Below are 22,412 nucleotides of genomic sequence, written 5' to 3'. Positions count from 1 at the left end.
AAATCACTCAAAATCAAACGCTTAGAGTAATATTCGACGGCAGGAGCTGAAGTCGTTCGCCCTGACTCTCGGCTGAACTGAGGTCTTTTAGCACGGCATGGCGGGGGCGCCAGCGATTACGCCGCGTTACTTGGCGTCTTTTGCGGCAACCGATTGGCGTTCGCGCGCGGCGGCCAGCTCGGCTTCAATCTTGGCGCGCTGGTCCGGCGGGATGATCGCCTGATCACGATCCGGCGGCAGATCGTGCACCGGAAGGTAGGAGCCGGGCTCCCTGGGATGGGCCTGCGCGTCGGTGGGCGTATAGTCAGCCAGCTGACTCGAGCAGCCGCCCAAGGCAAGCGCCGCCATCAGCAGCGCGCCACAGATCGGCAGCGACTTTTGCAGGTCCCTCAACGCCAACACTTGGGAAATCCCCTACTCGTCCCAATGCAAGGCTGCCGGAACTTAACCCGACAACCTGCCCAAGCTCAAACCATTGCTGCCCACAAATGGTACGAGCGAGAATACTTCCAAGGCCCACTGCGGAAGAGGTGCACGCTGATTGTGACAAAACCAAGGGGCTTTGTCGCAGTGCAGCACATGTTGGAGCTTGTTTAACGCCAAACATGCGAGCTTCGCGGTGACGAATACGGAATGAATCGTTACTGTTCTGCTCATGAGTAGCGCCACGACCGACACACCCAAATCCGAAACGAAGTTCGATGCGGAAGCCTTCGCGATGAATGTCGCGCAGGCGATGGAGAGCGGCGGCAAGGCGCTCGCCGCGTATCTCAAGCCACGCGAGAGCGGCGAGGTGCAGGATCGCCCGCCGGCCGAGCTGACGGAAGTGGTCAAGGCCTTCACGTCGGTCGCCGAATACTGGCTGTCGGACACATCCCGCGCGTCGGATCTGCAGACCAAGCTCGCCAAGGATTATCTCGACCTCTGGGGCTCGGCGGCGCGCCGCATGGCCGGCCAGGACGCCCCGCCCGCGATCGCGCCCTCGCCGCGTGACAAGCGCTTTGCCGATCCGGAATGGAAGTCGAACCAGTTCTTCGATTTCATGATGCAGCTCTATCTGCTCACGACCAAATGGGCGCAGGAGCTGGTGCGCGACGCCGACGGGCTCGACCCGCAGACCCGCCGCAAGGCGGAGTTCTACATCCAGCAGATCACCAACGCGATCTCGCCGTCCAACTTCGTGCTGACCAATCCGGAAGTGCTGCGCGAGACGGTCGCCAGCAGCGGCGAGAACCTCGCGCGCGGCCTGAAGATGCTGGCCGAGGACATCGCGGCCGGCAAGGGCATGCTGAAGATCCGCCAGTCCAATCCGGACAATCTCGTCGTCGGGGTCAATATGGCGACGACGCCGGGCAAGGTGATCTACCAGAACGAGATGATGCAGCTGATCCAGTATTCGCCGACCACGGAGAACGTGCTGCGCACGCCGCTCCTGATCGTGCCGCCCTGGATCAACAAGTTCTACATCCTCGATCTCAAGCCGGAGAAATCCTACATCAAGTGGTGCGTCGACCAGGGCATCACCGTGTTTGTGATCTCATGGGTCAATCCCGACAAGCGGCTCGGCAACAAGAGCTGGGAAGACTACATGAAGGAAGGCCCGCTCACAGCGATGGACGTGATCGAGAAGGTCACCGGCGAGTTGAAGGTGCACACCGCCGGCTATTGCGTCGGCGGCACCATGCTCGCGACCACGCTGGCCTGGCTCGCCGAGAAGCGCCGCCAGCGCGTCGCGTCGGCGACGTTCTTCGCCGCGCAGGTCGACTTCACCCATGCCGGCGATCTCCTCGTGTTCGTCGACGAGGACCAGATCGCGGCCCTCGAGCAGGACATGAAGGCGGCCGGCGTGCTCGAAGGCTCGAAGATGGCGATGGCCTTCAACATGCTGCGCTCCAACGATCTGATCTGGTCCTATGTCGTCAGCAACTATCTGAAGGGCCAGCAGCCGAGCGCGTTCGACCTCCTGCACTGGAATTCGGATGCGACGCGCATGACCGCATCGAACCACTCCTATTACCTGCGCAATTGCTACCTGGAGAACCGGCTCTCCACCGGCACCATGGTGCTCGACAACACGCTGCTCGACCTCTCCAAGGTCAAGGTGCCCGTCTACAACCTCGCCACCCGCGAGGACCACATCGCGCCGGCCGAATCGGTGCTGTACGGCTCGCAGTTCTTCGGCGGCCCGGTGAAATACGTCCTGTCCGGCTCGGGCCACATCGCCGGCGTGGTCAACCCGCCCGCCTCGAACAAGTACCAGTACTGGACCAACGACAACGTCAAGGATGTCAACGTCGCCGAATGGATGAAGGGCGCGGTGGAGCACAAGGGCTCGTGGTGGCCGGACTGGCGGCAATGGCTGGGCGAGCTCGATCCGGAGGAAGTCCCGGCGCGCGTGGTCGGCAGCGAGGCCCTGCCCCCGATCGAGGACGCGCCCGGCAGCTATGTCAGGGTTCGCGCATAGCGGACTCGCCCGCGCTTTCGTATAGACTCGCTCTCAACGCAGCGAAGACACAGGGGACGGACCATGACGCGCGAATTGTTCTGGCTGACACTGACGGTGATCCTGACCGGGATCCTCTGGATTCCCTACACCATCAACCGCTGCCAGGTTCGGGGGCTCAGTGGCGCCTTGGCCAATCCCTCGCGCGCCGACAAGCCGCAGGCGGAGTGGGCGAACCGCCTGATGTTCGCGCATGACAACGCCGTCGAAAACCTCGTGCTCTTCGCGCCGCTGGTGCTGATCCTGAACGCGATCGACTATTCCTCGAAATGGACCGTGCTCGCCTGTGCGGTCTATTTCTGGTCGCGTGTCGCGCATCTGATCGTCTATGCGCTCGGAATCCCGGTGTTCCGGACTCTCGCCTTCACCGTCGGCTTCCTCGCCCAGGCCGTGCTTGCGCTGGCAATCTTCAAGGTGCTCTAGAAATCGGGTCTCTTAGGGATCAGGCCCTGCGTACGACGAGGTTCAGCATGTTGGCTGGCGTCTCGTCGAAACTCTGGATCACGTTGGTGTCCGACGACAGCGTGATCCACGAACCTGCGCTGGCGTAAGTCATCTCGAGCCACTCCCGCGAGACGTAGCTGTAGTACCGCCCGAGGCTGTCTCGCGCGTCGCCCTCGCCCATCTTGTAGCTGGCGTAGAACACGCCTGATGGCTTGAGTGCACGGTGGATCTTTCCAAGGATGCCGGCGAGCTCGTCGCGTGGCACATGCAGCAGACAGGCGCTCGCCCAGACGCCGTCATAGGCCTCGTGCCCATCCAGCTGGTCGAACCGCATCGCCTCGACGGGATGACCAAGCCGGCGCGAGGCGATCCCGGCCATTTCGGGCGAGCCATCGGTCGCACGCACTGAAAAACCTTCGGCGAGCATCACTGCGGAATGATTGCCGGCACCGCAACCGAGCTCGAGGATCGCGCCTCCCGGCGGCAGCAGGGCGAGAAAGCCCCGCAACCGCGTCGATGCGGCCTTCGCCCAGCCGGCATAGGCCTCGGCGTTCTGCCGGTAGAATTGCAAGGTCGCTTCGTCCACCGCAGTACCTCGTGTCATGGAAACAGCGCGATCTGCTCCAACCCCGCCGTCTCGGGCAGCCCGAACATCAGGTTCATGTTCTGGATCGCCTGCCCGGCCGACCCCTTCACCAGATTGTCGAGCGTGGAAATCACGATCGCCCGGTTCTTGATGCGGTCGGCGACGACGCCGATCTGCACATAGTTGGAGCCGCGCACATTCTGGGTCTGCGGCAGCACGCCCTTCCTGGCGACATGCACGAAGGGCTCGTTGGCATAAGCCTGCTCCAGCGCGCTTCGCAGATCGTCCGGCGTCGCGCCGTTGAGCTTGACGTAGGAGGTGCAGAGTTCGCCGCGCGCCATCGGAATAAGATGCGGCGTGAAGTTGATCGTCACTGCGGAACCGGCGGCGACGCCGACCTCCTGCTCGATCTCGGGCGCGTGCCGGTGGGTGCCGACCGAATAGGGCGACAGCCCCTCGCCCGCCTCGCTGAACAACGTGTTCTGTTTCAGCCCGCGGCCGGCGCCGGTGACGCCCGATTTCGCGTCGATGACGATGTCGTCGACGTCGATCAGCTTGGCTTTCGCAAGCGGCACCAGCGCGAGCAGCGCCGCCGTGGGATAGCAGCCGGGACAGGCGACCAGCCGCGCCGACGTGATCTTCTCGCGATAGAATTCGGTGAGACCGTAGACCGCTTCGCCCTGCAGTTCGAGCGCCCGGTGCTCATGGCCGTACCACTGCGCATAGGTGCTCTTGTCCCGCAGCCTGAAATCGGCGGACATGTCGAGGACCTTGATTTTGGGATTTGCCTTGAGGACCGCGGCGATGATTTCCTGCGTGGTGCCGTGCGGCAGTCCGCAGAACACCGCATCGAGCTTGCTCCAGTCGACCTTTTCCCATTCCACGAGTTTCGGCAGGTCCAGCATGAAACAATGCGGAAACACGTCGCCCATCGACTTGCCGGCATGGGTGTTGGCGGTGAGCGCGACGATCTCGGCATTCGGATGCCGGGCCAACAGGCGCACCGCATCGGCCCCGGTGTAACCGGAGGCGCCGAGAATGCCGATCTTCTTCGAGCTCATCACGCGTACCTTTCAGGCGTCATTTGATCGTCTTGCCGGGGTCGAAAGTCGCAGCGTCGCTTCGTCCACCGGGCTGGCCTCCCGAGCAACGTTCGATCAGCTATTGTCGGCAAGGCCCAGCATCAGCCGCATGTTCTGCACGGCCGCACCCGAGGCGCCCTTGCCGAGATTGTCGAGCCGGGCGACCAGTACCGCCTGGTGATATTTGTCGCTGGCGAAGACGTGGAGCTCGAGCGTGTTGGTCTCGTTGAGCGCCTCCGGCTCGAGCTTGCCGCCCTTGGTCGCCTCGTTCTGGAGCGGCATCACCGAGACATATTTCGAGCCGGCGTAACGCTTGGCCAGCGCGGCCTGGAGGTCCGCACCGCCAAGCTTGCCCGGCAGCGCGTCGAGCTGGAGCGGCACCGAGACCAGCATGCCCTGCCGGTAGTTGGCGACCGAGGGAATGAAGATCGGCCGCCGCGTCAGTTTCGAATAGAGCTGCATCTCCGGAAGATGCTTGTGCTCGAAGCCAAGGCCGTAGAGCTCGAAGGACGGCGCGCTGCCGTCTTCGAAGCTCGCGATCATCGACTTGCCGCCGCCGGAATAGCCGCTCACCGCGTTGACGGTGACGGGATAATCGGGCGGCAACAGACCGGCATCGACGATCGGCCGCAGCAGCGCGATCGCACCGGTCGGATAGCAGCCGGGATTGGAGACCTTCTTCGCGGCCTTGATCTTTGCGGCCTGGTCCGACGTCAGCTCCGGAAAGCCGTAGGCCCAGTCGGGCGCGACCCGGTACGCGGTGGAAGCGTCCAGCACCTTCGGCGCCGAAGCGCCCATGCTGTCGACCAGCGCCACTGTTTCCTTCGCGGCCTCGTCAGGCAGGCAGAGGATGACGAGATCGACCTCCTCCATCAGCGCCTTCTTGGCCGCGGGATCCTTGCGCTTGTCGTCGGAGATCGTCTTCACGGTGACGTCGCTCTGGAGCTTCAGCCGCTCGTTGATGCCGAGCCCGGTGGTGCCGGAGCCGCCGTCGACGAAGACGGTGGCGGGCTTCTTGGCGGCGCCGGTGGTCGGGGCCTTGGTGGTTTCCGTGAGGCTCATGGCGCGCTCCTTTCGAGCATGTTGGTTTCGTTCGCGAAGGCCTCCGGCCTCACGTCCTGCATCAATTGTGCAATCTCTCTGGCGTCGGCTGCGGGTTGCGCCCCGAGCGCGTTGGCGATCGCGGTATAGTCGGCGTCCGATTTGTGCTGGTTGAGCTTGAAGCTGCCTTCGACCTCTTCAACCGTCATGACCAGGCCCACGATCCCCTTCTTCAACGCTTCCAGCCGGCCTGCCGTCATCTTCGCCGATGTCCACGGCGCTTTCGGCAACAGCCAGCTCTCGAACTTGTCGCTCAGCGTGTCGATCTGCACCGCCAGCTGATCGTCCGACAAGAGGCGCACCGGCCCGCTCAGATGCACCGACTGGTAGAGCCAGGTCGGCACCTGATCCGGCGAGACGTACCAGTCGGGCGATACATAGGCATCGGGGCCGTTGACCGCGAGCAGCCAGGAGGTCGTCCCATCCGCCAGCTTTAGCAGCGGATTGTGACGGGCGACATGAAAGGCGGCCTGCGGCGTGCCGTCAGCGGCGTAAGTCAGGTAGAACGGCAGCGGCGAGGCGACCGGCTTGTGGCCGTCGAAGGCGCACATCGTGCCGAAGCCGCGCTCCTCGGCGAATTTCAGGCTCGCGGCGCGGTCCTGCTTGAAAAAGGGTGGCGTGTACATCGTGGTCTCCTGCTGGGCCTCCTTGAGGGGCCGCCGGATCAGATCGCGCTGACAGGAGAGAGAATGCCGCGGATAGGATCCAGCGGCAAAGACGATGATCTCAAACGCGATCGACCGCCCAAACCGCTAAAGAGCGGCGGCGGCGACGGGCGAACAGGATGGTCGCGGCGTTGATCATGGCGCGCGGCTATAAGGCCAGAGGGTTCCAGGGTCAAGTCCAAATCGATGGGGCGCGACGGCTGCCGCACCACGTGACGGCAGGATGCCGCACGGATGTCATCGGGTCGCAGCGGAATTTCTCCTAAGCTTGGGGGTTCCCGAGAAAGAAAGGCGCCACAACCCCGCCGGTTCGTGCCTTTCGTTCGCAACCCAGCCCCAGGACATCGCCATGACCGAGATCACCCGTCGCGCAACGCTAGCCGGCGCCGCCGCCTCGGCGCTCCTGCCCTTCGTGAAGACCTCGCCCGCGAGCGCCGCCGCGCCCCAGGCAGCGACCCAGAATGCGAGCTTCTACCGCTACAATGTCGGCACCCACCAGATCACCGTGGTCTGCGACGGCGTCGCGACCGTCAACCTGACGGACAATTACGCGGCCGGCGCCAGCAAGGACGACATCAACAAGATCTTCGCCGAGAACCATCTGCCGACCGACAAGGTCACCCACACCTTCAATCCGGTCGTCGTCAACACCGGGCCGAAGCTCGTCGTGATCGATACCGGTCTCGGGCCCGACCAGTTCACGCAGACCAAGGGCAAGGTCGGCCAGTTCCACAACAACCTTGCAGCGGCCAGCATCGACCGCGCGGCAGTCGACACCGTCATCATCTCGCACTTCCACGGCGACCACATCAACGGCCTGCTCGCGGCCGAGAACAAGCCGGCCTTCCCCAACGCCGAGATCATGGTTCCGGCAGTGGAATGGAAGTTCTGGATGGATGACGGCGAGATGAGCAAGGGTACCGGCAATCCGATCCTTGAGAGCAACTTCAAGAATATCCGCCGCGTGTTCGATGCGCTCGGCCGCAAGGTCACGCAATACGAGTCCGGCAAGGAAGTCGCGCCCGGCATCACCTCGGTGGCGAGCCCGGGCCACACGCCGGGACACAACTCCTTCATCGTCGCGTCCGGCGCGGAAAAGGTACTTGTGCAGGTCGACATCACCGCAGGCGCAGCGTTCCTGTTCGTGAAGCATCCTGAATGGAACATTGCCTCCGACGTCGACAAGCCGCTGGCGCAAGAGACGCGGCGGAAGCTCTACGACATGGCGATTGCCGAGAAGATGCCGATCCAGGCCTTCCATGCCGCCTTCCCCGGTCTCGTCCGCGTCGAGAAGGAGAAGGATGGTTCGGGCTATCGCTGGATTCCGTCGATCTGGAACGCCTCGCTTTAGGCTCTGCCGTATCCGCTGACCGGGCGGCCGAGCTGCCCGGTCAGATCACGCGCCAGATCCATTCCATGATCTTCGCGATCACGTCGCCAAAAAGCAGCAGCGCCGCGGACCAGACTAGCGCCGAGATGAAATTGGCGGCCTGAAAACTCCAATAGGGCATCTCGAAAATGCCAGCTGCGAGCGGCACCGAGGCGCGCAAAGGGCCGAAGAAGCGGCCGATGAAGATGCTGGGCACGCCCCAGCTCCGCACGAAGGCTTCGCCCCTGGGCAGCAGTTCCGGGTAACGCGACAGCGGCCACATCTGGGCGACCTGCTCCTTGTAGCGATAGCCGAACCAGTAGGAGACCCAGTCGCCGAGCGCAGCACCGATGCCGCCGGCGATCCAGACCGGATAGAAGCTGATGCCGCTCGCCCCGATCAGCGCGCCGATCGCAACCAGCGCTCCCCAGGCCGGGATCAGCAGCGAGACGAACGCCAGCGACTCCCCGAAGGCGAGCAGGAACACGATCGGGGCCGCCCAAGCCTGGTGAGCGCGCACGAAATCGGCCAGCGCGTGCGCGTACTGCTCCATTCCAGATTGCCTTCCCGCCCCGTCACGGTCCTGTCAGATAAAAGGACTGGTAAGCCAAGGACTTGTGTGACATCAAGTCACAAAGCCGGGCCTGAGCCGGGCCCAGGTGTCAAATTGCCGGGAATTGGTGGGGCCTGCGGCGTAAAATCGCCGGGATTGGCTCCCACCCACACCCGCCGGGCGGACCTGCGGTGACCTTTGCAGGCCAGCCGTGGCATAGTCGGCCCAACCGATTCGCCGCCATCGCGGCCATCAAAGTGCATCAAAATATATGTCCAAGCAGTTGAAGCCAAAAGCAAAAGACGATTTTTTCGGCGGCGATGAGCCGAAGTCGCGTGCGCCCGCCAAGGCGGCTTCGCGCGGAACGGGCGGCGAAGCCGACTACACTGCGGCCGATATCGAGGTGCTCGAAGGCCTGGAACCGGTGCGCCGCCGGCCCGGCATGTATATCGGCGGCACCGATGAGAAGGCGCTGCATCACCTCTTCGCCGAAGTCATCGACAACTCGATGGACGAGGCGCTGGCCGGGCACGCGACCTTCATCGGAGTCGAGCTCAGCGCCGACGGGTTCCTGACCGTCACCGACAACGGCCGCGGCATCCCGATCGATCCACATCCGAAGTTTCCGAAAAAGTCGGCGCTCGAAGTCATCATGTGCACGCTGCATTCGGGCGGCAAGTTCGACTCCAAGGTCTACGAGACTTCCGGCGGTCTGCACGGTGTCGGCATCTCCGTGGTGAACGCCCTATCCTCGCTGCTCGAGGTCGAGGTCGCACGCAGCCAGAAACTCTACCGCATGACGTTCGAGCGCGGGCACCCGAAGGGCAAGCTCGAGGATCTCGGCAAGATCAACAACCGCCGCGGCACCCGCGTGCGCTTCAAGCCCGACACCGACATTTTCGGCGCCAAGGCCGCGTTCAAGCCGCAGCGCCTGTTCAAGATGACGCGCTCGAAGGCGTATCTGTTCGGCGGCGTCGAGATCCGCTGGAACTGCGCGCCCGAGCTCCTGAAGGGCGTCGAGGACGTGCCGGCGGAAGCAACGTTCCATTTCCCCGGCGGACTCAAGGATTACCTCGCCGCTGCGATCCACGCCGACACGCTGGTGCATCCCGACATCTTCTCTGGCAAATCAGGCCGCAACGGCGCGCACGGCGCCTGCGAATGGGCTGTCGCCTGGACCGCGGATGCCGACGGCTTCCTGTCGTCCTACACCAACACCGTGCCGACGCCCGATGGCGGCACGCACGAATCCGGCCTGCGCAGCGCGCTGCTGCGCGGCCTGAAGGATCACGCCGAGCGCGTCGGTCAGGGCAAGCGCGCGTCATCCATTACGTCGGAAGACGTCATGGTGGGCGCGGCCGTGATGCTGTCGGTGTTCGTGCGCGAGCCTGAATTCCAGGGCCAGACCAAGGATCGTCTCGCCACCGCAGAAGCGCAGCGCATCGTCGAACAGGCGATGAAGGATCCGTTCGACCACTGGCTATCGGGCAATCCGAACATGGCCAACCGGCTGCTCGACTTCGTGATCGACCGCGCCGAGGAGCGGCTGCGCCGTCGCCAGGAAAAGGAAACGGCACGCAAGACCGCCGGCAAGAAGCTGCGCCTGCCCGGCAAGCTCGCCGACTGCACCGATGCCGGCACCGAGGGCTCCGAGCTCTTCATCGTCGAGGGTGACTCGGCAGGCGGCAGCGCCAAGCAGGCCCGTGATCGCAAGACGCAAGCGGTGCTGCCGCTGCGCGGCAAGATCCTCAACGTCGCCTCGGCCGGCAAGGACAAGCTGACGGCGAACGCGCAGCTCTCCGACCTCGTGCAGGCGATCGGCTGCGGCCAGCTTTTGCAATATCGCGAAGAGGATCTGCGCTATCAGCGCATCATCATCATGACCGACGCCGACGTCGACGGCGCCCACATCGCCTCGCTCCTGATCACCTTCTTCTACCGGCAGATGCCGCGGCTGATCGACGAGGGCCACCTCTTCCTCGCGGTGCCGCCGCTCTACAAGCTGACCCATGGCTCGAAGTCCGTCTACGCACGCGACGACAAGCACAAGGAGACGCTGCTCAAGAGCGAGTTCAACGCCAACGCCAAGGTCGAGGTGAACCGCTTCAAAGGTCTCGGTGAGATGATGCCGGCGCAGCTCAAGGAAACCACCATGGATCCGCGCAAGCGGACGTTGCTAAAGGTGGTGCTGCTTGCCGACGACCGCGACACCACGGCGGATTCGGTGGAGCGTCTGATGGGCACCAAGGCCGAGGCGCGCTTCGCGTTCATCTCGGACAAGGCGGAGTTTGCGAGCGAGGAGCTGCTGGACGTCTGAGGCAGTCTTCCGACGTCACGCACAAAGTCCCGGCCTCGGCCGGGGCTTTTTTGTTTGCGGCTGCTCGCGGAGGCGCCCGACCCAGACCGCGTCCGCTACCCGACTCATCTTGGGGCGGAACGACTCGGCCAACGACTCACCGGCGCCAAGGCTGAGGCAGGATTGCTACCATTTCGGACAGAGCCGGATTTGCTAACGAGAAGTTACCGGAATTCGATCTTCGGAAAATGACGCAACATATTGTAATAATAGAGATATTTTTGATTTCGGCGATCACGCCCGGAATCCTCGCCGAGCGGCGTTTCCCGGCGACTGTGCCTGTCCGGGAACAGCATTTCGGTGGAAAGCGGCTATAGTCCGGGCATCAGATCACTCGGACTTCAGTGCGCTCGCGCCTGCCGGACAGACCAAAGCTTGGGGATTTTAAGATGAAGAAGATTTTGCTCGCACTCACCGCGGTTGCCGCGATGACCGGCTCGGCGTCGGCGGCCGATCTGGCTGCCCGTCCCTACGTGAAGGCCCCGCTTCCGGCGCCCGTCGCCAACTGGACCGGCTTCTACATCTTCGGCGGTGGTGGTGGTGGCCTCTCGAACTCCGATCAGTCCGTCCAGACCACGGTCGGCGCGGTTCCGCTGACGATCGGCCAGCGCCAGGGTGGCTCGGGCTGGTTCGGCACCGTCGGTCTCGGCTACGACTGGCAGTTCAACAGCACTTGGGTCGCCGGCGTGTTCGCTGACGGTCAGTTCGGCAGCATCCGTGGCACGGTTCAGGATCCCTTCTTCGGCATCACCGGCTCGCAGAAGCTGGAAGACTCCTGGGCCGCTGGTGTGCGCCTCGGCTATCTGGTTGCTCCGAACGTTCTCTCCTACGTCAACGGCGGTTATTCCGGCGCTCACTTCGGCCAGACCAACTTCCTGACGCTGGCCGGCGTTCCCGCTGGTGCCCACCTCAACAGCTACAACCGCAATGGTTGGTTCGTTGGCGGCGGCGTCGAGAACAGCCTGAACATCTTCGGCATCTCTTCGCCCGGCTGGTTCATGAAGACCGAATATCGTTCGGCCTTCTACAACGCCAAGACCCAGGACGAACTGATCGACGGCACCAACCTCCCGACCGGCAACAGCATCCGCGCCAACAGCTGGAACCAGACGATCTCGACCTCGCTGGTCTACCGCTTCAACTGGACCGGTCCGGTCGTCGCGAAGTACTGATCTGTTCTGAAATTCAGACGTCAAAGCCCCGGCATTGTCCGGGGCTTTTTCGTTGCGGCTTCTGTTTTGCGGAGTTCAAGGCTCGATACATCGAGAGCTCCGGTGCGCGGTGCCCCAGCGGGTCGTGCCAGTCCGGAGGCGTCGCCCCAAGCTCTGCGTTCCCAATTCATATGTACCTGACCGGCAACAGCTTTTTGGCTGGAACCGCCTATAGCTTGGTCATCCGATGACTCGAAGTTCAGCGCGCTCGCCGAACAGACCAAGGTTGGGGTTTTATCATGAAGAAGTTTTTGCTCGCTCTGACGGCAGTGGCGGCGATGACCGGTTCGACCGCGGCGGCCGACCTTGGGGCCCGCCCCTATGTGAAGGCTCTGGCGCCCGCGCCAGTCCAAAGCTGGACCGGCTTCTACATCTTCGGCGGTGGCGGCGGCGGTCTGTGGTCCGCTGACAGCAACATCCAGAGCACCGGTGTTGCCGGAGGGTTCGGTGCCTTCGGACCTGCTGGCACCGCGATAACCCGCGATACGCGCCTGGGCGGCAGCGGCTGGTTTGGAACCGTCGGCGCCGGTTACGATTGGCAATTCAACGGCCGCTGGGTGGCCGGCGTCTTTGCTGACGGACAGTTCGGTGACATCAGTGGCTCGCTGACCGACCCCGCCTTCTGGCAAACTGAAGGCCGCCAAAAGCTCCGCACCAGCTACACGGCCGGCGCGCGGTTAGGCTATCTCGTTGCGCCCAATGTCCTGTCCTACGTCAACGCCGGTTACTCGGGTTCGGAATGGTCAGGTACGTCTCAGACGTTTCTGGGTGTGGGACCGGGCGCCAGTACCGCGACGCAGACGACCACTGGCTCCTTCCACCGCGATGGCTTTTTCGTTGGCGGTGGCGTCGAGAACAACCTCGACATTTTCGGAATTGCTGCGCCCGGCTGGTTCATGAAAACCGAATACCGTTCGGCGTACTATGACCGCATTTCCCGGCCCACGACGTTTGCTCCGGGCAATAATTTCGGCGCGCCGGCGGTGGGTCTGACGGGCACCGCAATTACCTTCAAGCCCTGGGTCCAGACCATCAGCACGTCGCTGGTCTACCGCTTCAACTGAAGCGGCCCAACTCCTGAGACAAATCCCGATCCAGTCTGGATATCAGACGTCAAAGCCCCGGCATCATCCGGGGCTTTTTCGTTGCCGGATTGTCAGCGGCCGACGCTCGCCTTCAGAGATCGGTATGCCTCTTCAAGCCGGTTCTCGATTCCCGCCCAGTCGGCCTCGGTGATCGCCTCGCCCCGCGCATCGCGAAACGCCATGGCCTCTGCCCGCGCGATGCCGAACTGCCTGATGCCGGAATCGTCCGCACTCTTGCCGTAGGTCAGCGCCGCCACGCGTGCGATGGTGAGGCCATAGTCGCGCGGGTCCACCGCCTCGCGCCGCGCCCGCCACCAGTCAAGCTCGAGACGGGCGGCCTCGTGCGCGTCGAATGCCGCGGGCGCGGCCGATGCAAGATCCCGGTAGTATCCAACGAGCGCTGGCAGGGCCGCATCGGCCTCCCGGCGTGACCGCGTCGGCTGGAACGTCCTGGCGGCCCCGGCGGCGCCGAACGCGATCTGCAAGCTTCCTAGCGGCGAAAAGCCGAACTGCGTCCGCGTCGATTCGTAGAGATGGTAGAACAGCGCGGCATAGCGCTTGTCGTAATAGTCGCGCCACATCGCTGTCTCGAGCCGCGCCATCTCGGCCGGATCGAACGCCCGCAGATCCGCACGACGCGGAATGACGGCATAGGCCGCCACCAGTGCGGCCGCAGCAGCGATGCCAAGGGTGCTACCAAGGATCATCTTCCGCACGGACATGGATCCTCCCAGCGGCCCTGCATCCGCAGCCATTGTATCCAAACCGAAGCTACGGCTAGTCTGGCGGGAAGTTTTCGTGACAAGCGGCGATCGTTGATGCCGTAGGCCACGACAGAGGCAAACCAACGGGGAGGAATGCATGCGCAGATTTCTGCTGATCGCAGGCCTGTTTGCCCTCGCCGTCGGGCTGCTCTGGATCGGACAGGGAACGGGCACCGTCGCCTGGCCGCGGTCGAGCTTCATGGTCAACCAGTTGCAATGGGCCGGCTATGGCGCAGCCATGGCCGGCTTCGGACTGGTCCTGATCTGGCAGAGCAACCAATAGAAGAAACCAGGGAATACAAATATGACATCCAACCGGTTCGATCTCCGCGGCAAAGTCGCGATCGTCACAGGGGGCAATGGCGGCATCGGTCTTGGCCTCGCCCACGGACTCGCCGATGCCGGCGCCGATATCGCCGTGGTCGCACGTAACGAAACCAAGTCGGCCGCTGCCGTTGCCGATCTCAGAGAGCGCGGCGTGAAGGCGATTGCCGTCACCACCGACGTCACCGACAAGGCGGCGGTCGCGGCCATGATCGACCGCGTCGTCAAGGAGCTCGGCCGGATCGACATCCTCATCAACAATGCCGGCATGAGCATCCGCAAGCCGCCGCACGAGCTCGAGCTCGACGAGTGGAACAAGGTGATCGACACCAACCTAACCAGCGCTTTCGTGTGCTCGAAGCTGGCCTATCCGGCGCTGAAGGCGTCGGGCAACGGCAAGGTGATCAATATCGGCTCGATGATGTCGATCTTCGGTGCGAGCTTCGCCACCGCCTATGCGGCAAGCAAGGGCGGCATCGTGCAGTACACGCGCGCGTGCGCCAATGCGTGGGCGCCCGACAACATCCAGGTCAACGCCATCCTGCCGGGCTGGATCGACACCGACCTCACCCGCGGCGCGCGGCAGCAGGTCTCGGGACTGCATGAGCGCGTGCTGGCGCGCACGCCCGCGGGACGCTGGGGCGATATCGACGACTTCGCCGGCATCGCCGTGTTCCTCGCCTCGCCCGCCTCGAACTTCGTCACGGGCACTGCGATCCCCGTCGACGGTGGATTCTCCGTGATGGCGTAAGCTTGCCCCGCGGTCGACGAAAAGGCCCCGGCAGATGCCGGGGCTTTGAAAGCTCTCACGTTCGGAGAGATCAGTACCTTGCGACGACGGCCGAGGGACCGAAGCGGTAGTTCACGCCGACGCGCACCGCATCAACGACATGGCTGAACGATACGTCGCTGAGTACGTGGGGCAGAAATAGGCAAGTGCTATTTACCTACTGCACCCTTATGCACCGTCACGGTCAGTTTCCGGAGATGACCATCCGCTGCGCCGTCCCGCCCGTGGCGACAACGACGCGCGAATCGGCAGAAGAAAGCCCCGGACGGAGCCGGGGCTTTCAGTTGTTGGCAGTACTTTTTTAGCTTCGGTCGTTCGTTGACGTGCTCAGTAGCGCGCGATGACCGGTGCGTCGAACTTGTAGCTCGCGCGCACGACGGCCCACTGGATGTCGCGCGGCTTGGCATCAAAGGTGTAGTTACCCGAGGTGCCGCCGAGCTGATAGGTCTGGCTGCCGAAGGCCGCGTAATTGTACTCGAGGCCGACGATCCAGTTGCGGGTGATGCCGTATTCCCAGCCGGCGCCGACGGTCCAGCCGTTGGCCCAGTGGGTCTGACCGCCCGAGCCGGTCGAGGGCGCAACGGTGTCGCTGACGTTGAGACGGTTGTTCACGCCGGCATAGCCGCCCTTGATGTAGAACAAATTGTTCTGCACGGCGAAGCCGGCGCGGCCGACGACGGTCGCGAGCACGTTGGCGCGCCAGGTGAAGATGTCGTCAGCGGCGCCGAAGGCGGTGTTGACGACCGTGCCCTTGTTGTCGAGGCCGGAGATCGTGCCTTCCATGCCGAACACGTAGTTGTTGGCCTGCCAGTTGTAGCCGATCTGGGCGCCGCCCATGATGCCGGCGCCACGCTGGCGATAGCCCTGGCCCGGAACGAGATCGCCGAACGGCGCGCCGGTCCCGTTGTTGATGAACTGCTCGTTGGTCCATGCGCCACCGATGTGGCCGCCGACATAGAAACCGGTCCAGTTGAACAGCGGCTCCGCATAGGCGGGCGCCTTCATGTAGCGCGCACCGAGATCGGCGGCTGAAGCGGCGCCGGTCGAAACCAGAGCGGTCGTGCAGGCGAAGGCGGCAATCAATTTGTTACGCATGGTACACCCCGTGTCCTTTGATGGGTGCACGGTCACACGCAGGTCTTACTCAAATTTGAATCAAGAAAGTTAAGACGCCGGATTGGCAAGCGGCGCGACGTGAATCCGTTTGCGCTGTTGCGCGCACGCAACGCGCGGCGCGCGATTTAACGCCGCGTTATCCCTACCGACCTCCTGCACTACGACGCCGGCGCGGCCTTGGATTGCACGTGCTCGGGCCGCACGCCGAGCGCAATCAGGCGCGCCGGAATACCCTGAAGCCATGGCAGCGCAGTGATCAGGCGCACGACCAGCGGCACCTTCAGCGGCCGATCGGCGCCCTGCAGGGCGCCGCTGATGATGTTGTTCTGCACGATCATCTGCATGCGCTGCGTCATCCTCACCGGGAATTCGCGGCGTCGGCGCACGGCATCGAGTTCAGTCTCGGTTGGGCAGCCGTGCCGAAGCTTGTCGGCCAGCAAATTGGCGGTCGCAACTGCATCCTGCACGGCGAGATTGACGCCGACGCCGCCGACCGGCGACATCGCATGCGCGGCATCGCCGATGAGAAGCAGGCCCGGCCGCGTCCAGCGCGCCAGGCGGTTGATCGCGACGGTGAGCAGCTTGACGTCGTCAAAGGTTTTCACATCGGCAATGCCGGATCGAAGGATCGGCGCCATGCGCACGACGTCGTCGAGCAGCGCCTGCAATCCCCTCGCCTTCACCGCCTCGTATTGTCCTTTCGCGATGACATAGGCGCACTGCCAATAGTCGCCGCGGTCGAACGTGACCATCATCTTTCCGGGCTCGACGCGCGCGAACAGGTTCTCGGTCTCGTCCGCCTTGCGGCCGACGCGGAACCACAGCACGTCCATCGGCGCGCCGATCTCCTCGACGCGGAGCCCCGCACGCTCGCGCACCGTCGAATGCCGGCCATCGCAGGCAATGGTGAGATCGGCTTCGATGTCGATCGGCCCCTCCGGCGTCATCGCACGCACGCCGGCGACGGTCTCGCCGCGGCGGATCAGATCGACGGCTTCCGTATTCATCATCACCTTGAGCGAGGCGAAGCGCTGGCCGGCCTCGCGCAGGAAATTCAGGAAGTCCCATTGCGGCATGAAGGCAATGAACGGGTACTTGGTGCGGAGCCGGCGGAGATCGGCAATCCGCACGGGCGTGCCGCCAAACAGGCCGTCCATCATCTGCAGGCGCTGGTGCGGCAGCTTCAGGAACCCATCGATCAGGCCGAGCTCGTCCATCACCTGGAGCGTCGAGGGATGCACGGTGTCGCCGCGAAAGTCGCGGAAGAAATCCGCATGCTTCTCCAGCACCACGACGTCGATGCCGGCGCGTCCCAGGAGATAGCCGAGCATCATGCCGGCCGGCCCGCCGCCGACGATGCAACATCGGGCTCTCACGGAGTGACGAACGGTGTGCTCTGGGGTATCAGATTCCGTCATCAACTCCTCGCTTACAACTTTAGTACTCTGTGCGGTGCAACAAGCCGGAATTGGTTTGCCGCAATGCCGAATGGCCGGTAGCGTTGCTGATAATTTCGATTGATTTCAGGATGATCCCGCGTTGCGCACCATACTGATAGTGCTTGGCATCTGGCTGCTGATCAACGTGCTTTTCGTCGTGATCATGCTGCCGCCGCGCAAGCCGCGGAAGCCGGATCCTCAGGAGGCGGGCACGCTCGCGCCGGCACGGATCGACCAGAACGGCTATCCGTTCGAGGAACAGGAGAAGGTCCTGCTTCGCCATGTCGTCATCTCGATCGCCATGGGGACGTTCTTCTCGCTTGCGCCGCCCTTGATGGAAGCAATCGACTCCATCAAGCGCTACATCGGAAAGCGTCGCGGCTAGTTCCGTGCGCCAACTGCGCTCGCCGCCCAACAATGGAACCGCAGACGCTCAGTTGTTGCTGCGGTTCGCGGCCCGAAAACTCTTGATCTCCGACACGCTGCCATCGCGGTAGGTCAGTTCCACCGAGACGAATTGCGTCGCCGGGGCAAGCTTCATGTAGAGCGGCATGCCGGCGCTGATCGCACTGGGATCGCGCATGTCGCAGCCCGGCATCTTCAACACCTGGTTCGGAACGGCGGTGTCGATGCCGATGCGCACCTCGCGGATGGCGCAGCGGTAGGACACGAGGTGCGTGTAGTAGACGAGCAGCCCGTTGAACTCGCGGAATGACAGCCAGCTCGTCGCGGTCATGTCGAGGATCTTGCGCTGGTCGCGGATCAGCGCGGCCTCGGGATCGAACCGGATCGGGAATGGCCCCTGCATGTCGCCGGACTGATCGACATAGCGGACCTCGATGGTGCCGGCCTGCGCATCCGGCGGCAATTCGATCGACGGGTTCGGCATCCGCTTGCGCGTGCGCGGATCGAGCGTGTCGATGAAGCCGGTTTCGCGGAAATCGCCATTGCCGGCCATGCGCCAGGAAATGCCGAGCGTCGGATCGGCGAAGGAGAACACCACGCTCCAGCCGCCATTGTGCCGCGAGAAGCTGGCGATCGGCGCGTTGGTGGTTTCCTCCTTCGGCACGCGCGGTACCGACACCGGCGGGAGGGCCGCGAGCTTCTGCGGCGCCGGATCGGCCGGGCGCGCAGCGGCGGTGGTGTCCTTGGCAACGCCGCTGAGAAAGACGTCGTCGACCATCTGGTCGAAATAGACCGGCACCTGCCTGTGCTTGACGGTGTCGGCCATCTCGCTGACGAGACGGCGGGTCCGCTGCGCCACCTGCACCAGATTCTCGCCGGGCTGGAGAAGCTCCTTGGCGAAGGTGCGTGTAAACACCGAATTGGGATTGGCGTCGTCGTTGGAGAGACGATCGAGTGCGGTCTGGCGGGGACCTGCGGAGAACACCGAGAACACGCCTTCGGGCAGCTGCACCATCGGCGCGAGGCCGCCGCCGCCGGCGACCGCGCGGGTGCCTTTGCGCTCGAACGGGTTGTTGCGGCAGGCGTCGAACACCAGGATCGACGTGCGCGCCTTCTTGTTCTGAAGGCGCTCGACGATGCGGTCGGCCAGGATGGAAGCGTCGCGCACCAGCTCTTCCTGCCCTTCGGTCGCGGCGGGCACGTCAGTCGGCAGCAGGTAGTTCTGGCCCGCGATCTCGAAGCCGTGGCCGGCGTAGAAGAAGAATGCGGTGTCGCCGGGCTCGATCGTCCTGTCGAACGCGAGCAGCGTCTCGGAGAATTGCTGCCGGCTCTGGTTCTCGGCGACCATCACCGAGAAGCCGAGCTGCTTCAGTGTATCGCCCATGGTACGGGCATCGTTGACCGCCTTGAGGAGCTTGGGGACGTTCCTGTAGTCGTTGTTGCCGACGACGAGCGCAACGCGTTTCTCGGCTTGTGCGGGCAGCGCGAAGCCGCTCAGGCTCACCGCAAGGCCAAGGGCCGCCAGAATTCTGAAAAGCCGACGCGTCATCGTAAAATTCCCGTTGCAGAACGGCGCTCCGCCGGCCCCCTCGAACAGCGATTCATTGGAACCCTCTGCCGTTGAGGATAGTCGGTCCAGCCATGTCGACGGTTCAACGCCGAGAGCCCACGTGTTCCGTCATCAGGACTATGGCAGATTCCTCCGGAATCTGCTTTTTCTAGGTAGCTGCGCGCTGCAAGCGGGGGCTGCCGTGTATCGATGGTGTACTGACGAGGTCGAGCCGCATGACCGGTTCGACTATTGGCGCGAGGTCCGGTCCAAGGGCCTGTTCGGCGTCACCGCCGAACTCGAGCGCGAGCGCCGCGCGGACTTCTACGGCGAATTCTCGCTGCGCCAGCTCGGCGGCGGTGGCCTCGTCGAGCTGAAGGCGTCGCACTACACGGTCGAGCGCAGCAACTCCGACATCGCCTACGCGCCCGGCGACAGCATCTGCGTCTACCAGCAGCTCGGCAGCGGCGGCTGGTTCGGCGGCATGCGCACCGGCGACTTTGCGATCGCCAACGGCAGCTTCGCCACCAGCCATACCGACCAGCCCTATCGCACCGCGCCGCTCGGCGCAGGCGGCTTCCACCTGCGCATCCTGAAGATCCCCGTGAGCAGGCTCTCCACGCAGGACAGGCGCATGCGCGAGCTTGCGCCCCGGACGTTCAACGATCCCGGCCTGGCGCCCCTGCTCGGCGCCTGCTTCGCCGACCTCGATGAGGCCGCCGCAGGCGATAACGGCGCCACTGATGCGACCTCAGTCGCCCAGACCTCCTTGGATCAGGCCTCCTTGGATCAAGTCTCGCTCGTCCAGGCCTTGGCCCATCTGGCCCTGATCGAGCGCGGCATCGTGCGGCCCGGCAGCCGCCGTGGGCAGGCCGCGCTGCGGACCGCCCGGCTCTCGCAGGCGCGTCGCCTGATCGCGCGCTATCTGCAAGACCCCGATCTGGCGCCGACGATGGTGGCCGACCAGCTCGGTGTGTCCGTGCGTCACCTGCACATGCTGTTCGAAACCGCGGCGAAGAGCTTTTCGCAGACCGTGACGGACGAACGCCTGAAACAGAGCCGCCGCCTGATGCGTGAGGCGCCGGATCGGCTGATCGCTGATATCGCGACCTCCTGCGGCTTTGAGAGCCTGGCGACCTACTACCGGGTCTTCAACGCCGCCTACGGAATGGCCCCCGGCGATTTCCGGGCCCGGGGCCCGGAAGGGCGTTAGCCGTCCCTCCGGCAGCTATCGCCCGGTTAACGGTGGAGGCGGAAAAGCCCAGCTGGGCCCGCTATTTGAGCAAAAACCTCAGGTTTTTTAGGATCTTCCCGCGCCCGCTCCATTGACTTTGGCCGATTCCCGCCTATGTTCCGGGGCGACGCGGCTCAGATCGAAGACCGATTCTTGAGCCTTGCGCTTTGTTCGCGTGAGTCAGCACCCCCAGCTTCTTTGAGAGCGCGCCGTTTCGGGGTGGAACGCGACAGCCTTAATTACCCTCGATTCCGAACGGCGGTTTCGACCAGAGGCTCAATGTCCTTTTCAAATCTCGGACTGTCCGAAAAAGTCCTCGCCGCAGTGGCGGCCACCGGTTACACCACCCCCACCCCCATTCAGGAACAGGCGATCCCCCACGTCCTCGCACGCAAGGATGTGCTCGGCATCGCCCAGACCGGCACCGGCAAGACCGCGGCCTTCGTGCTGCCGATGCTCACCATCCTCGAAAAGGGTCGCGCCCGCGCGCGCATGCCGCGCACGCTGATCCTGGAGCCGACCCGCGAGCTCGCGGCGCAGGTGAAGGAAAACTTCGACCGCTACGGCGCCGGCCAGAAGCTCAACGTCGCCCTGCTGATCGGCGGCGTCTCCTTCGGCGACCAGGATGCCAAGCTGACGCGCGGCGTCGACGTGCTGATCGCCACCCCCGGCCGCCTGCTCGACCACACCGAGCGCGGCGGCCTCCTGCTCACCGGCGTCGAGCTGCTCGTCATCGACGAAGCCGACCGCATGCTGGACATGGGCTTCATTCCCGACATCGAGCGCGTGTGCAAGCTCGTCCCGTTCACGCGGCAGACCCTGTTCTTCACCGCGACCATGCCGCCGGAAATCCGGCGCATCACCGAGACCTTCCTGCATAATCCGCAGAAGGTCGAGGTCTCCAAGCCCGCCACCACCGCCGTGACCGTCACGCAGTGTCAGGTCCCGGCCGGGCGCGAGGCGCATGAGAAGCGTGAATTGCTGCGACGCCTGCTGCGCGAGGCCAAGGATCTCCAGAACGCGATCATCTTCTGCAATCGCAAGCGCGAGGTCGCCGTCGTTCACAAATCACTGCAAAAGCATGGTTTCAGCGTCGGCGCCCTGCATGGCGACATGGACCAGTCGGCCCGCACGGCGGCGCTCGAACAGTTCCGCAAGGGCGAACTGCCGCTGCTGGTCGCCTCCGATGTTGCCGCCCGCGGCCTCGACATCCCTGAGGTCAGCCACGTCTTCAATTTCGACGTCCCCCACCACCCCGACGACTATGTTCACCGCGTCGGCCGCACCGGCCGCGCCGGCCGGTCCGGGATGGCGATCTCGCTCGTGACGCCGCTCGACCAGAAGTCGATGGTGGCGATCGAGAAGCTGATCGGCCAGAGCATTCCGCGCGCCGAGGGCGATTTCGAAGTGCCCGCGGACGCAGGCGAGCAGAGCGCACGTTCGCGCGAACCGCGCGGGCGCGACCGTGAACGTTCCCGCGGCGGACGCGGCAAGCCGCAGCGTGGCCGCGATCGTGAGCGCAGCCACGAGCCCCGCGAACCGCGCGGCGAGGCGAGGCCTTCCGCAGAGACACAGCCCGCTCCTGAAGCGAGACCTGCACGTGAGCCGAGGCCCGCACGGGAGGCGAGGCCTCCGCGTGAAGCGAAGCAATCATCCGAGCCGCGCGGTGGATCGCGCCAGCAAGCCAATCCATCGCATGTGCCGTCGATCGGCCGCCCCGAGCCGCGCCGCCAGCGCGAGGCCGATACCGAGCCCGGCGATCACTCGCACCTTCCGGCGTTTCTGCTCCGGCCAGTGCGTTCTCCCGCCGGCGCCTGACGCGCCGGCGCGACTCAG

The 22,412-nt window shown here is 64.2% G+C and carries 21 protein-coding genes; 11 read left to right on the top strand and 10 right to left on the bottom strand.

Annotated features, from left to right (window positions below; translation table 11 throughout):
* Positions 1-126: 126 nt before the first annotated feature.
* Complete coding sequence (locus AB7535_RS13640) at positions 127-402, bottom strand: hypothetical protein (RefSeq protein WP_135213523.1); 276 nt, start codon at positions 400-402, stop codon at positions 127-129.
* Positions 403-655: 253 nt separating this feature from the next.
* On the opposite strand from AB7535_RS13640, the gene AB7535_RS13635 reads away from it, so the two are divergent.
* Together AB7535_RS13635 and AB7535_RS13630 are read left to right on the top strand one after the other, a co-directional pair.
* Positions 656-2,464, top strand: a complete 1,809-nt coding sequence (locus AB7535_RS13635; protein WP_354234062.1) for a PHA/PHB synthase family protein — start codon at positions 656-658, stop codon at positions 2,462-2,464.
* A 63-nt stretch (positions 2,465-2,527) separates the two neighbouring features.
* Positions 2,528-2,926, top strand: coding sequence for an MAPEG family protein (locus AB7535_RS13630; RefSeq protein ID WP_063983501.1), 399 nt, complete (start codon positions 2,528-2,530; stop codon positions 2,924-2,926).
* A 19-nt stretch (positions 2,927-2,945) separates the two neighbouring features.
* Here the strand turns inward: AB7535_RS13630 and AB7535_RS13625 are convergent, their stop codons facing one another.
* The 4 genes from AB7535_RS13625 to AB7535_RS13610 all read right to left on the bottom strand — a co-directional run bounded on the left by AB7535_RS13625 (position 2,946) and on the right by AB7535_RS13610 (position 6,342).
* The gene (locus tag AB7535_RS13625; protein ID WP_085401209.1) at positions 2,946-3,533 is read right to left on the bottom strand and encodes a class I SAM-dependent methyltransferase; all 588 of its coding nucleotides are present in this window, start codon (positions 3,531-3,533) and stop codon (positions 2,946-2,948) included.
* A gap of 14 nt (positions 3,534-3,547) precedes the next feature.
* On the bottom strand, positions 3,548-4,594 hold the full coding sequence (argC, locus tag AB7535_RS13620) for an N-acetyl-gamma-glutamyl-phosphate reductase (RefSeq protein WP_208071604.1): 1,047 nt from the start codon (positions 4,592-4,594) through the stop codon (positions 3,548-3,550).
* 96 nt (positions 4,595-4,690) lie between these two features.
* The gene (gene argC, locus AB7535_RS13615) at positions 4,691-5,677 is read right to left on the bottom strand and encodes an N-acetyl-gamma-glutamyl-phosphate reductase (protein ID WP_208071606.1); all 987 of its coding nucleotides are present in this window, start codon (positions 5,675-5,677) and stop codon (positions 4,691-4,693) included.
* Positions 5,674-6,342 carry an FMN-binding negative transcriptional regulator gene (locus AB7535_RS13610; RefSeq protein ID WP_063983505.1) on the bottom strand — a complete coding sequence of 223 codons (669 nt, stop codon included), beginning with the start codon at positions 6,340-6,342 and terminating at the stop codon, positions 5,674-5,676. Before AB7535_RS13610 ends, argC (AB7535_RS13615) begins: the two co-directional genes overlap by 4 nt.
* 388 nt (positions 6,343-6,730) lie before the next feature.
* Here AB7535_RS13610 and AB7535_RS13605 point away from each other — a divergent pair, with 388 nt between their 5' ends.
* The gene (locus AB7535_RS13605; RefSeq protein ID WP_085401206.1) at positions 6,731-7,732 is read left to right on the top strand and encodes an MBL fold metallo-hydrolase; all 1,002 of its coding nucleotides are present in this window, start codon (positions 6,731-6,733) and stop codon (positions 7,730-7,732) included.
* Between the two features lie 40 nt (positions 7,733-7,772).
* Here the strand turns inward: AB7535_RS13605 and AB7535_RS13600 are convergent, their stop codons facing one another.
* Positions 7,773-8,303 carry a DedA family protein gene (locus tag AB7535_RS13600; RefSeq protein WP_354113167.1) on the bottom strand — a complete coding sequence of 177 codons (531 nt, stop codon included), beginning with the start codon at positions 8,301-8,303 and terminating at the stop codon, positions 7,773-7,775.
* A gap of 271 nt (positions 8,304-8,574) precedes the next feature.
* On the opposite strand from AB7535_RS13600, the gene parE reads away from it, so the two are divergent.
* From parE to AB7535_RS13585, 3 genes are all read left to right on the top strand, one after another.
* Positions 8,575-10,620: a DNA topoisomerase IV subunit B gene (gene parE / locus AB7535_RS13595; protein ID WP_071914292.1), complete on the top strand. Its 2,046-nt coding sequence runs from the start codon at positions 8,575-8,577 to the stop codon at positions 10,618-10,620.
* A gap of 428 nt (positions 10,621-11,048) precedes the next feature.
* On the top strand, positions 11,049-11,831 hold the full coding sequence (locus AB7535_RS13590; protein ID WP_085401054.1) for an outer membrane protein: 783 nt from the start codon (positions 11,049-11,051) through the stop codon (positions 11,829-11,831).
* A 278-nt stretch (positions 11,832-12,109) separates the two neighbouring features.
* Positions 12,110-12,934, top strand: a complete 825-nt coding sequence (locus AB7535_RS13585) for an outer membrane protein (protein WP_439036469.1) — start codon at positions 12,110-12,112, stop codon at positions 12,932-12,934.
* Between the two features lie 92 nt (positions 12,935-13,026).
* Here the strand turns inward: AB7535_RS13585 and AB7535_RS13580 are convergent, their stop codons facing one another.
* On the bottom strand, positions 13,027-13,677 hold the full coding sequence (locus tag AB7535_RS13580; protein ID WP_439036468.1) for a hypothetical protein: 651 nt from the start codon (positions 13,675-13,677) through the stop codon (positions 13,027-13,029).
* A 139-nt stretch (positions 13,678-13,816) separates the two neighbouring features.
* Here AB7535_RS13580 and AB7535_RS13575 point away from each other — a divergent pair, with 139 nt between their 5' ends.
* Positions 13,817-14,002 (top strand): hypothetical protein, encoded by a 186-nt coding sequence (locus AB7535_RS13575; RefSeq protein ID WP_007609848.1) that lies wholly within the window; start codon positions 13,817-13,819, stop codon positions 14,000-14,002.
* Between the two features lie 21 nt (positions 14,003-14,023).
* The gene (locus tag AB7535_RS13570; RefSeq protein ID WP_063983511.1) at positions 14,024-14,794 is read left to right on the top strand and encodes an SDR family NAD(P)-dependent oxidoreductase; all 771 of its coding nucleotides are present in this window, start codon (positions 14,024-14,026) and stop codon (positions 14,792-14,794) included.
* A gap of 366 nt (positions 14,795-15,160) precedes the next feature.
* Here AB7535_RS13570 and AB7535_RS13565 read toward each other — a convergent pair whose 3' ends face one another.
* Complete coding sequence (locus AB7535_RS13565; RefSeq protein ID WP_071914298.1) at positions 15,161-15,928, bottom strand: outer membrane protein; 768 nt, start codon at positions 15,926-15,928, stop codon at positions 15,161-15,163.
* Positions 15,929-16,107: 179 nt separating this feature from the next.
* Positions 16,108-17,367: an FAD-dependent oxidoreductase gene (locus AB7535_RS13560; RefSeq protein ID WP_439036467.1), complete on the bottom strand. Its 1,260-nt coding sequence runs from the start codon at positions 17,365-17,367 to the stop codon at positions 16,108-16,110.
* A 121-nt stretch (positions 17,368-17,488) separates the two neighbouring features.
* On the opposite strand from AB7535_RS13560, the gene AB7535_RS13555 reads away from it, so the two are divergent.
* On the top strand, positions 17,489-17,773 hold the full coding sequence (locus AB7535_RS13555) for a hypothetical protein (RefSeq protein ID WP_028148780.1): 285 nt from the start codon (positions 17,489-17,491) through the stop codon (positions 17,771-17,773).
* 48 nt (positions 17,774-17,821) lie between these two features.
* On the opposite strand, the gene AB7535_RS13550 is transcribed toward AB7535_RS13555, so the two are convergent.
* Complete coding sequence (locus AB7535_RS13550) at positions 17,822-19,342, bottom strand: caspase family protein (RefSeq protein ID WP_439036466.1); 1,521 nt, start codon at positions 19,340-19,342, stop codon at positions 17,822-17,824.
* A 202-nt stretch (positions 19,343-19,544) separates the two neighbouring features.
* On the opposite strand from AB7535_RS13550, the gene AB7535_RS13545 reads away from it, so the two are divergent.
* Both AB7535_RS13545 and AB7535_RS13540 read left to right on the top strand, forming a co-directional pair.
* Positions 19,545-20,555 carry a helix-turn-helix transcriptional regulator gene (locus tag AB7535_RS13545; protein ID WP_439036465.1) on the top strand — a complete coding sequence of 337 codons (1,011 nt, stop codon included), beginning with the start codon at positions 19,545-19,547 and terminating at the stop codon, positions 20,553-20,555.
* 300 nt (positions 20,556-20,855) lie between these two features.
* Positions 20,856-22,394 (top strand): DEAD/DEAH box helicase, encoded by a 1,539-nt coding sequence (locus tag AB7535_RS13540; protein WP_063983517.1) that lies wholly within the window; start codon positions 20,856-20,858, stop codon positions 22,392-22,394.
* Positions 22,395-22,412: the final 18 nt, after the last annotated feature.

The sequence above is a fragment of the Bradyrhizobium sp. 956_D2_N1_4 genome (assembly GCF_052076025.1).
Classification (GTDB): Bacteria; Pseudomonadota; Alphaproteobacteria; order Rhizobiales; family Xanthobacteraceae; genus Bradyrhizobium; species Bradyrhizobium barranii.
Note: the sequence above shows the minus strand (reverse complement) of the source record. Positions and strands in the feature narration are given on the sequence as shown.

Coding starts and splice junctions, on each gene's coding strand:
- AB7535_RS13635 (WP_354234062.1), top strand. CDS start 656: ATGAGTAGCGCCACGACCGACACACCCAAATCCGAAACGAAGTTCGAT.
- AB7535_RS13630 (WP_063983501.1), top strand. CDS start 2,528: ATGACGCGCGAATTGTTCTGGCTGACACTGACGGTGATCCTGACCGGG.
- argC (WP_208071604.1), bottom strand. CDS start 4,594: ATGAGCTCGAAGAAGATCGGCATTCTCGGCGCCTCCGGTTACACCGGG.
- argC (WP_208071606.1), bottom strand. CDS start 5,677: ATGAGCCTCACGGAAACCACCAAGGCCCCGACCACCGGCGCCGCCAAG.
- AB7535_RS13610 (WP_063983505.1), bottom strand. CDS start 6,342: ATGTACACGCCACCCTTTTTCAAGCAGGACCGCGCCGCGAGCCTGAAA.
- AB7535_RS13605 (WP_085401206.1), top strand. CDS start 6,731: ATGACCGAGATCACCCGTCGCGCAACGCTAGCCGGCGCCGCCGCCTCG.
- AB7535_RS13600 (WP_354113167.1), bottom strand. CDS start 8,303: ATGGAGCAGTACGCGCACGCGCTGGCCGATTTCGTGCGCGCTCACCAG.
- parE (WP_071914292.1), top strand. CDS start 8,575: ATGTCCAAGCAGTTGAAGCCAAAAGCAAAAGACGATTTTTTCGGCGGC.
- AB7535_RS13590 (WP_085401054.1), top strand. CDS start 11,049: ATGAAGAAGATTTTGCTCGCACTCACCGCGGTTGCCGCGATGACCGGC.
- AB7535_RS13585 (WP_439036469.1), top strand. CDS start 12,110: ATGAAGAAGTTTTTGCTCGCTCTGACGGCAGTGGCGGCGATGACCGGT.
- AB7535_RS13580 (WP_439036468.1), bottom strand. CDS start 13,677: ATGTCCGTGCGGAAGATGATCCTTGGTAGCACCCTTGGCATCGCTGCT.
- AB7535_RS13575 (WP_007609848.1), top strand. CDS start 13,817: ATGCGCAGATTTCTGCTGATCGCAGGCCTGTTTGCCCTCGCCGTCGGG.
- AB7535_RS13570 (WP_063983511.1), top strand. CDS start 14,024: ATGACATCCAACCGGTTCGATCTCCGCGGCAAAGTCGCGATCGTCACA.
- AB7535_RS13565 (WP_071914298.1), bottom strand. CDS start 15,928: ATGCGTAACAAATTGATTGCCGCCTTCGCCTGCACGACCGCTCTGGTT.
- AB7535_RS13560 (WP_439036467.1), bottom strand. CDS start 17,367: ATGACGGAATCTGATACCCCAGAGCACACCGTTCGTCACTCCGTGAGA.
- AB7535_RS13550 (WP_439036466.1), bottom strand. CDS start 19,342: ATGACGCGTCGGCTTTTCAGAATTCTGGCGGCCCTTGGCCTTGCGGTG.
- AB7535_RS13540 (WP_063983517.1), top strand. CDS start 20,856: ATGTCCTTTTCAAATCTCGGACTGTCCGAAAAAGTCCTCGCCGCAGTG.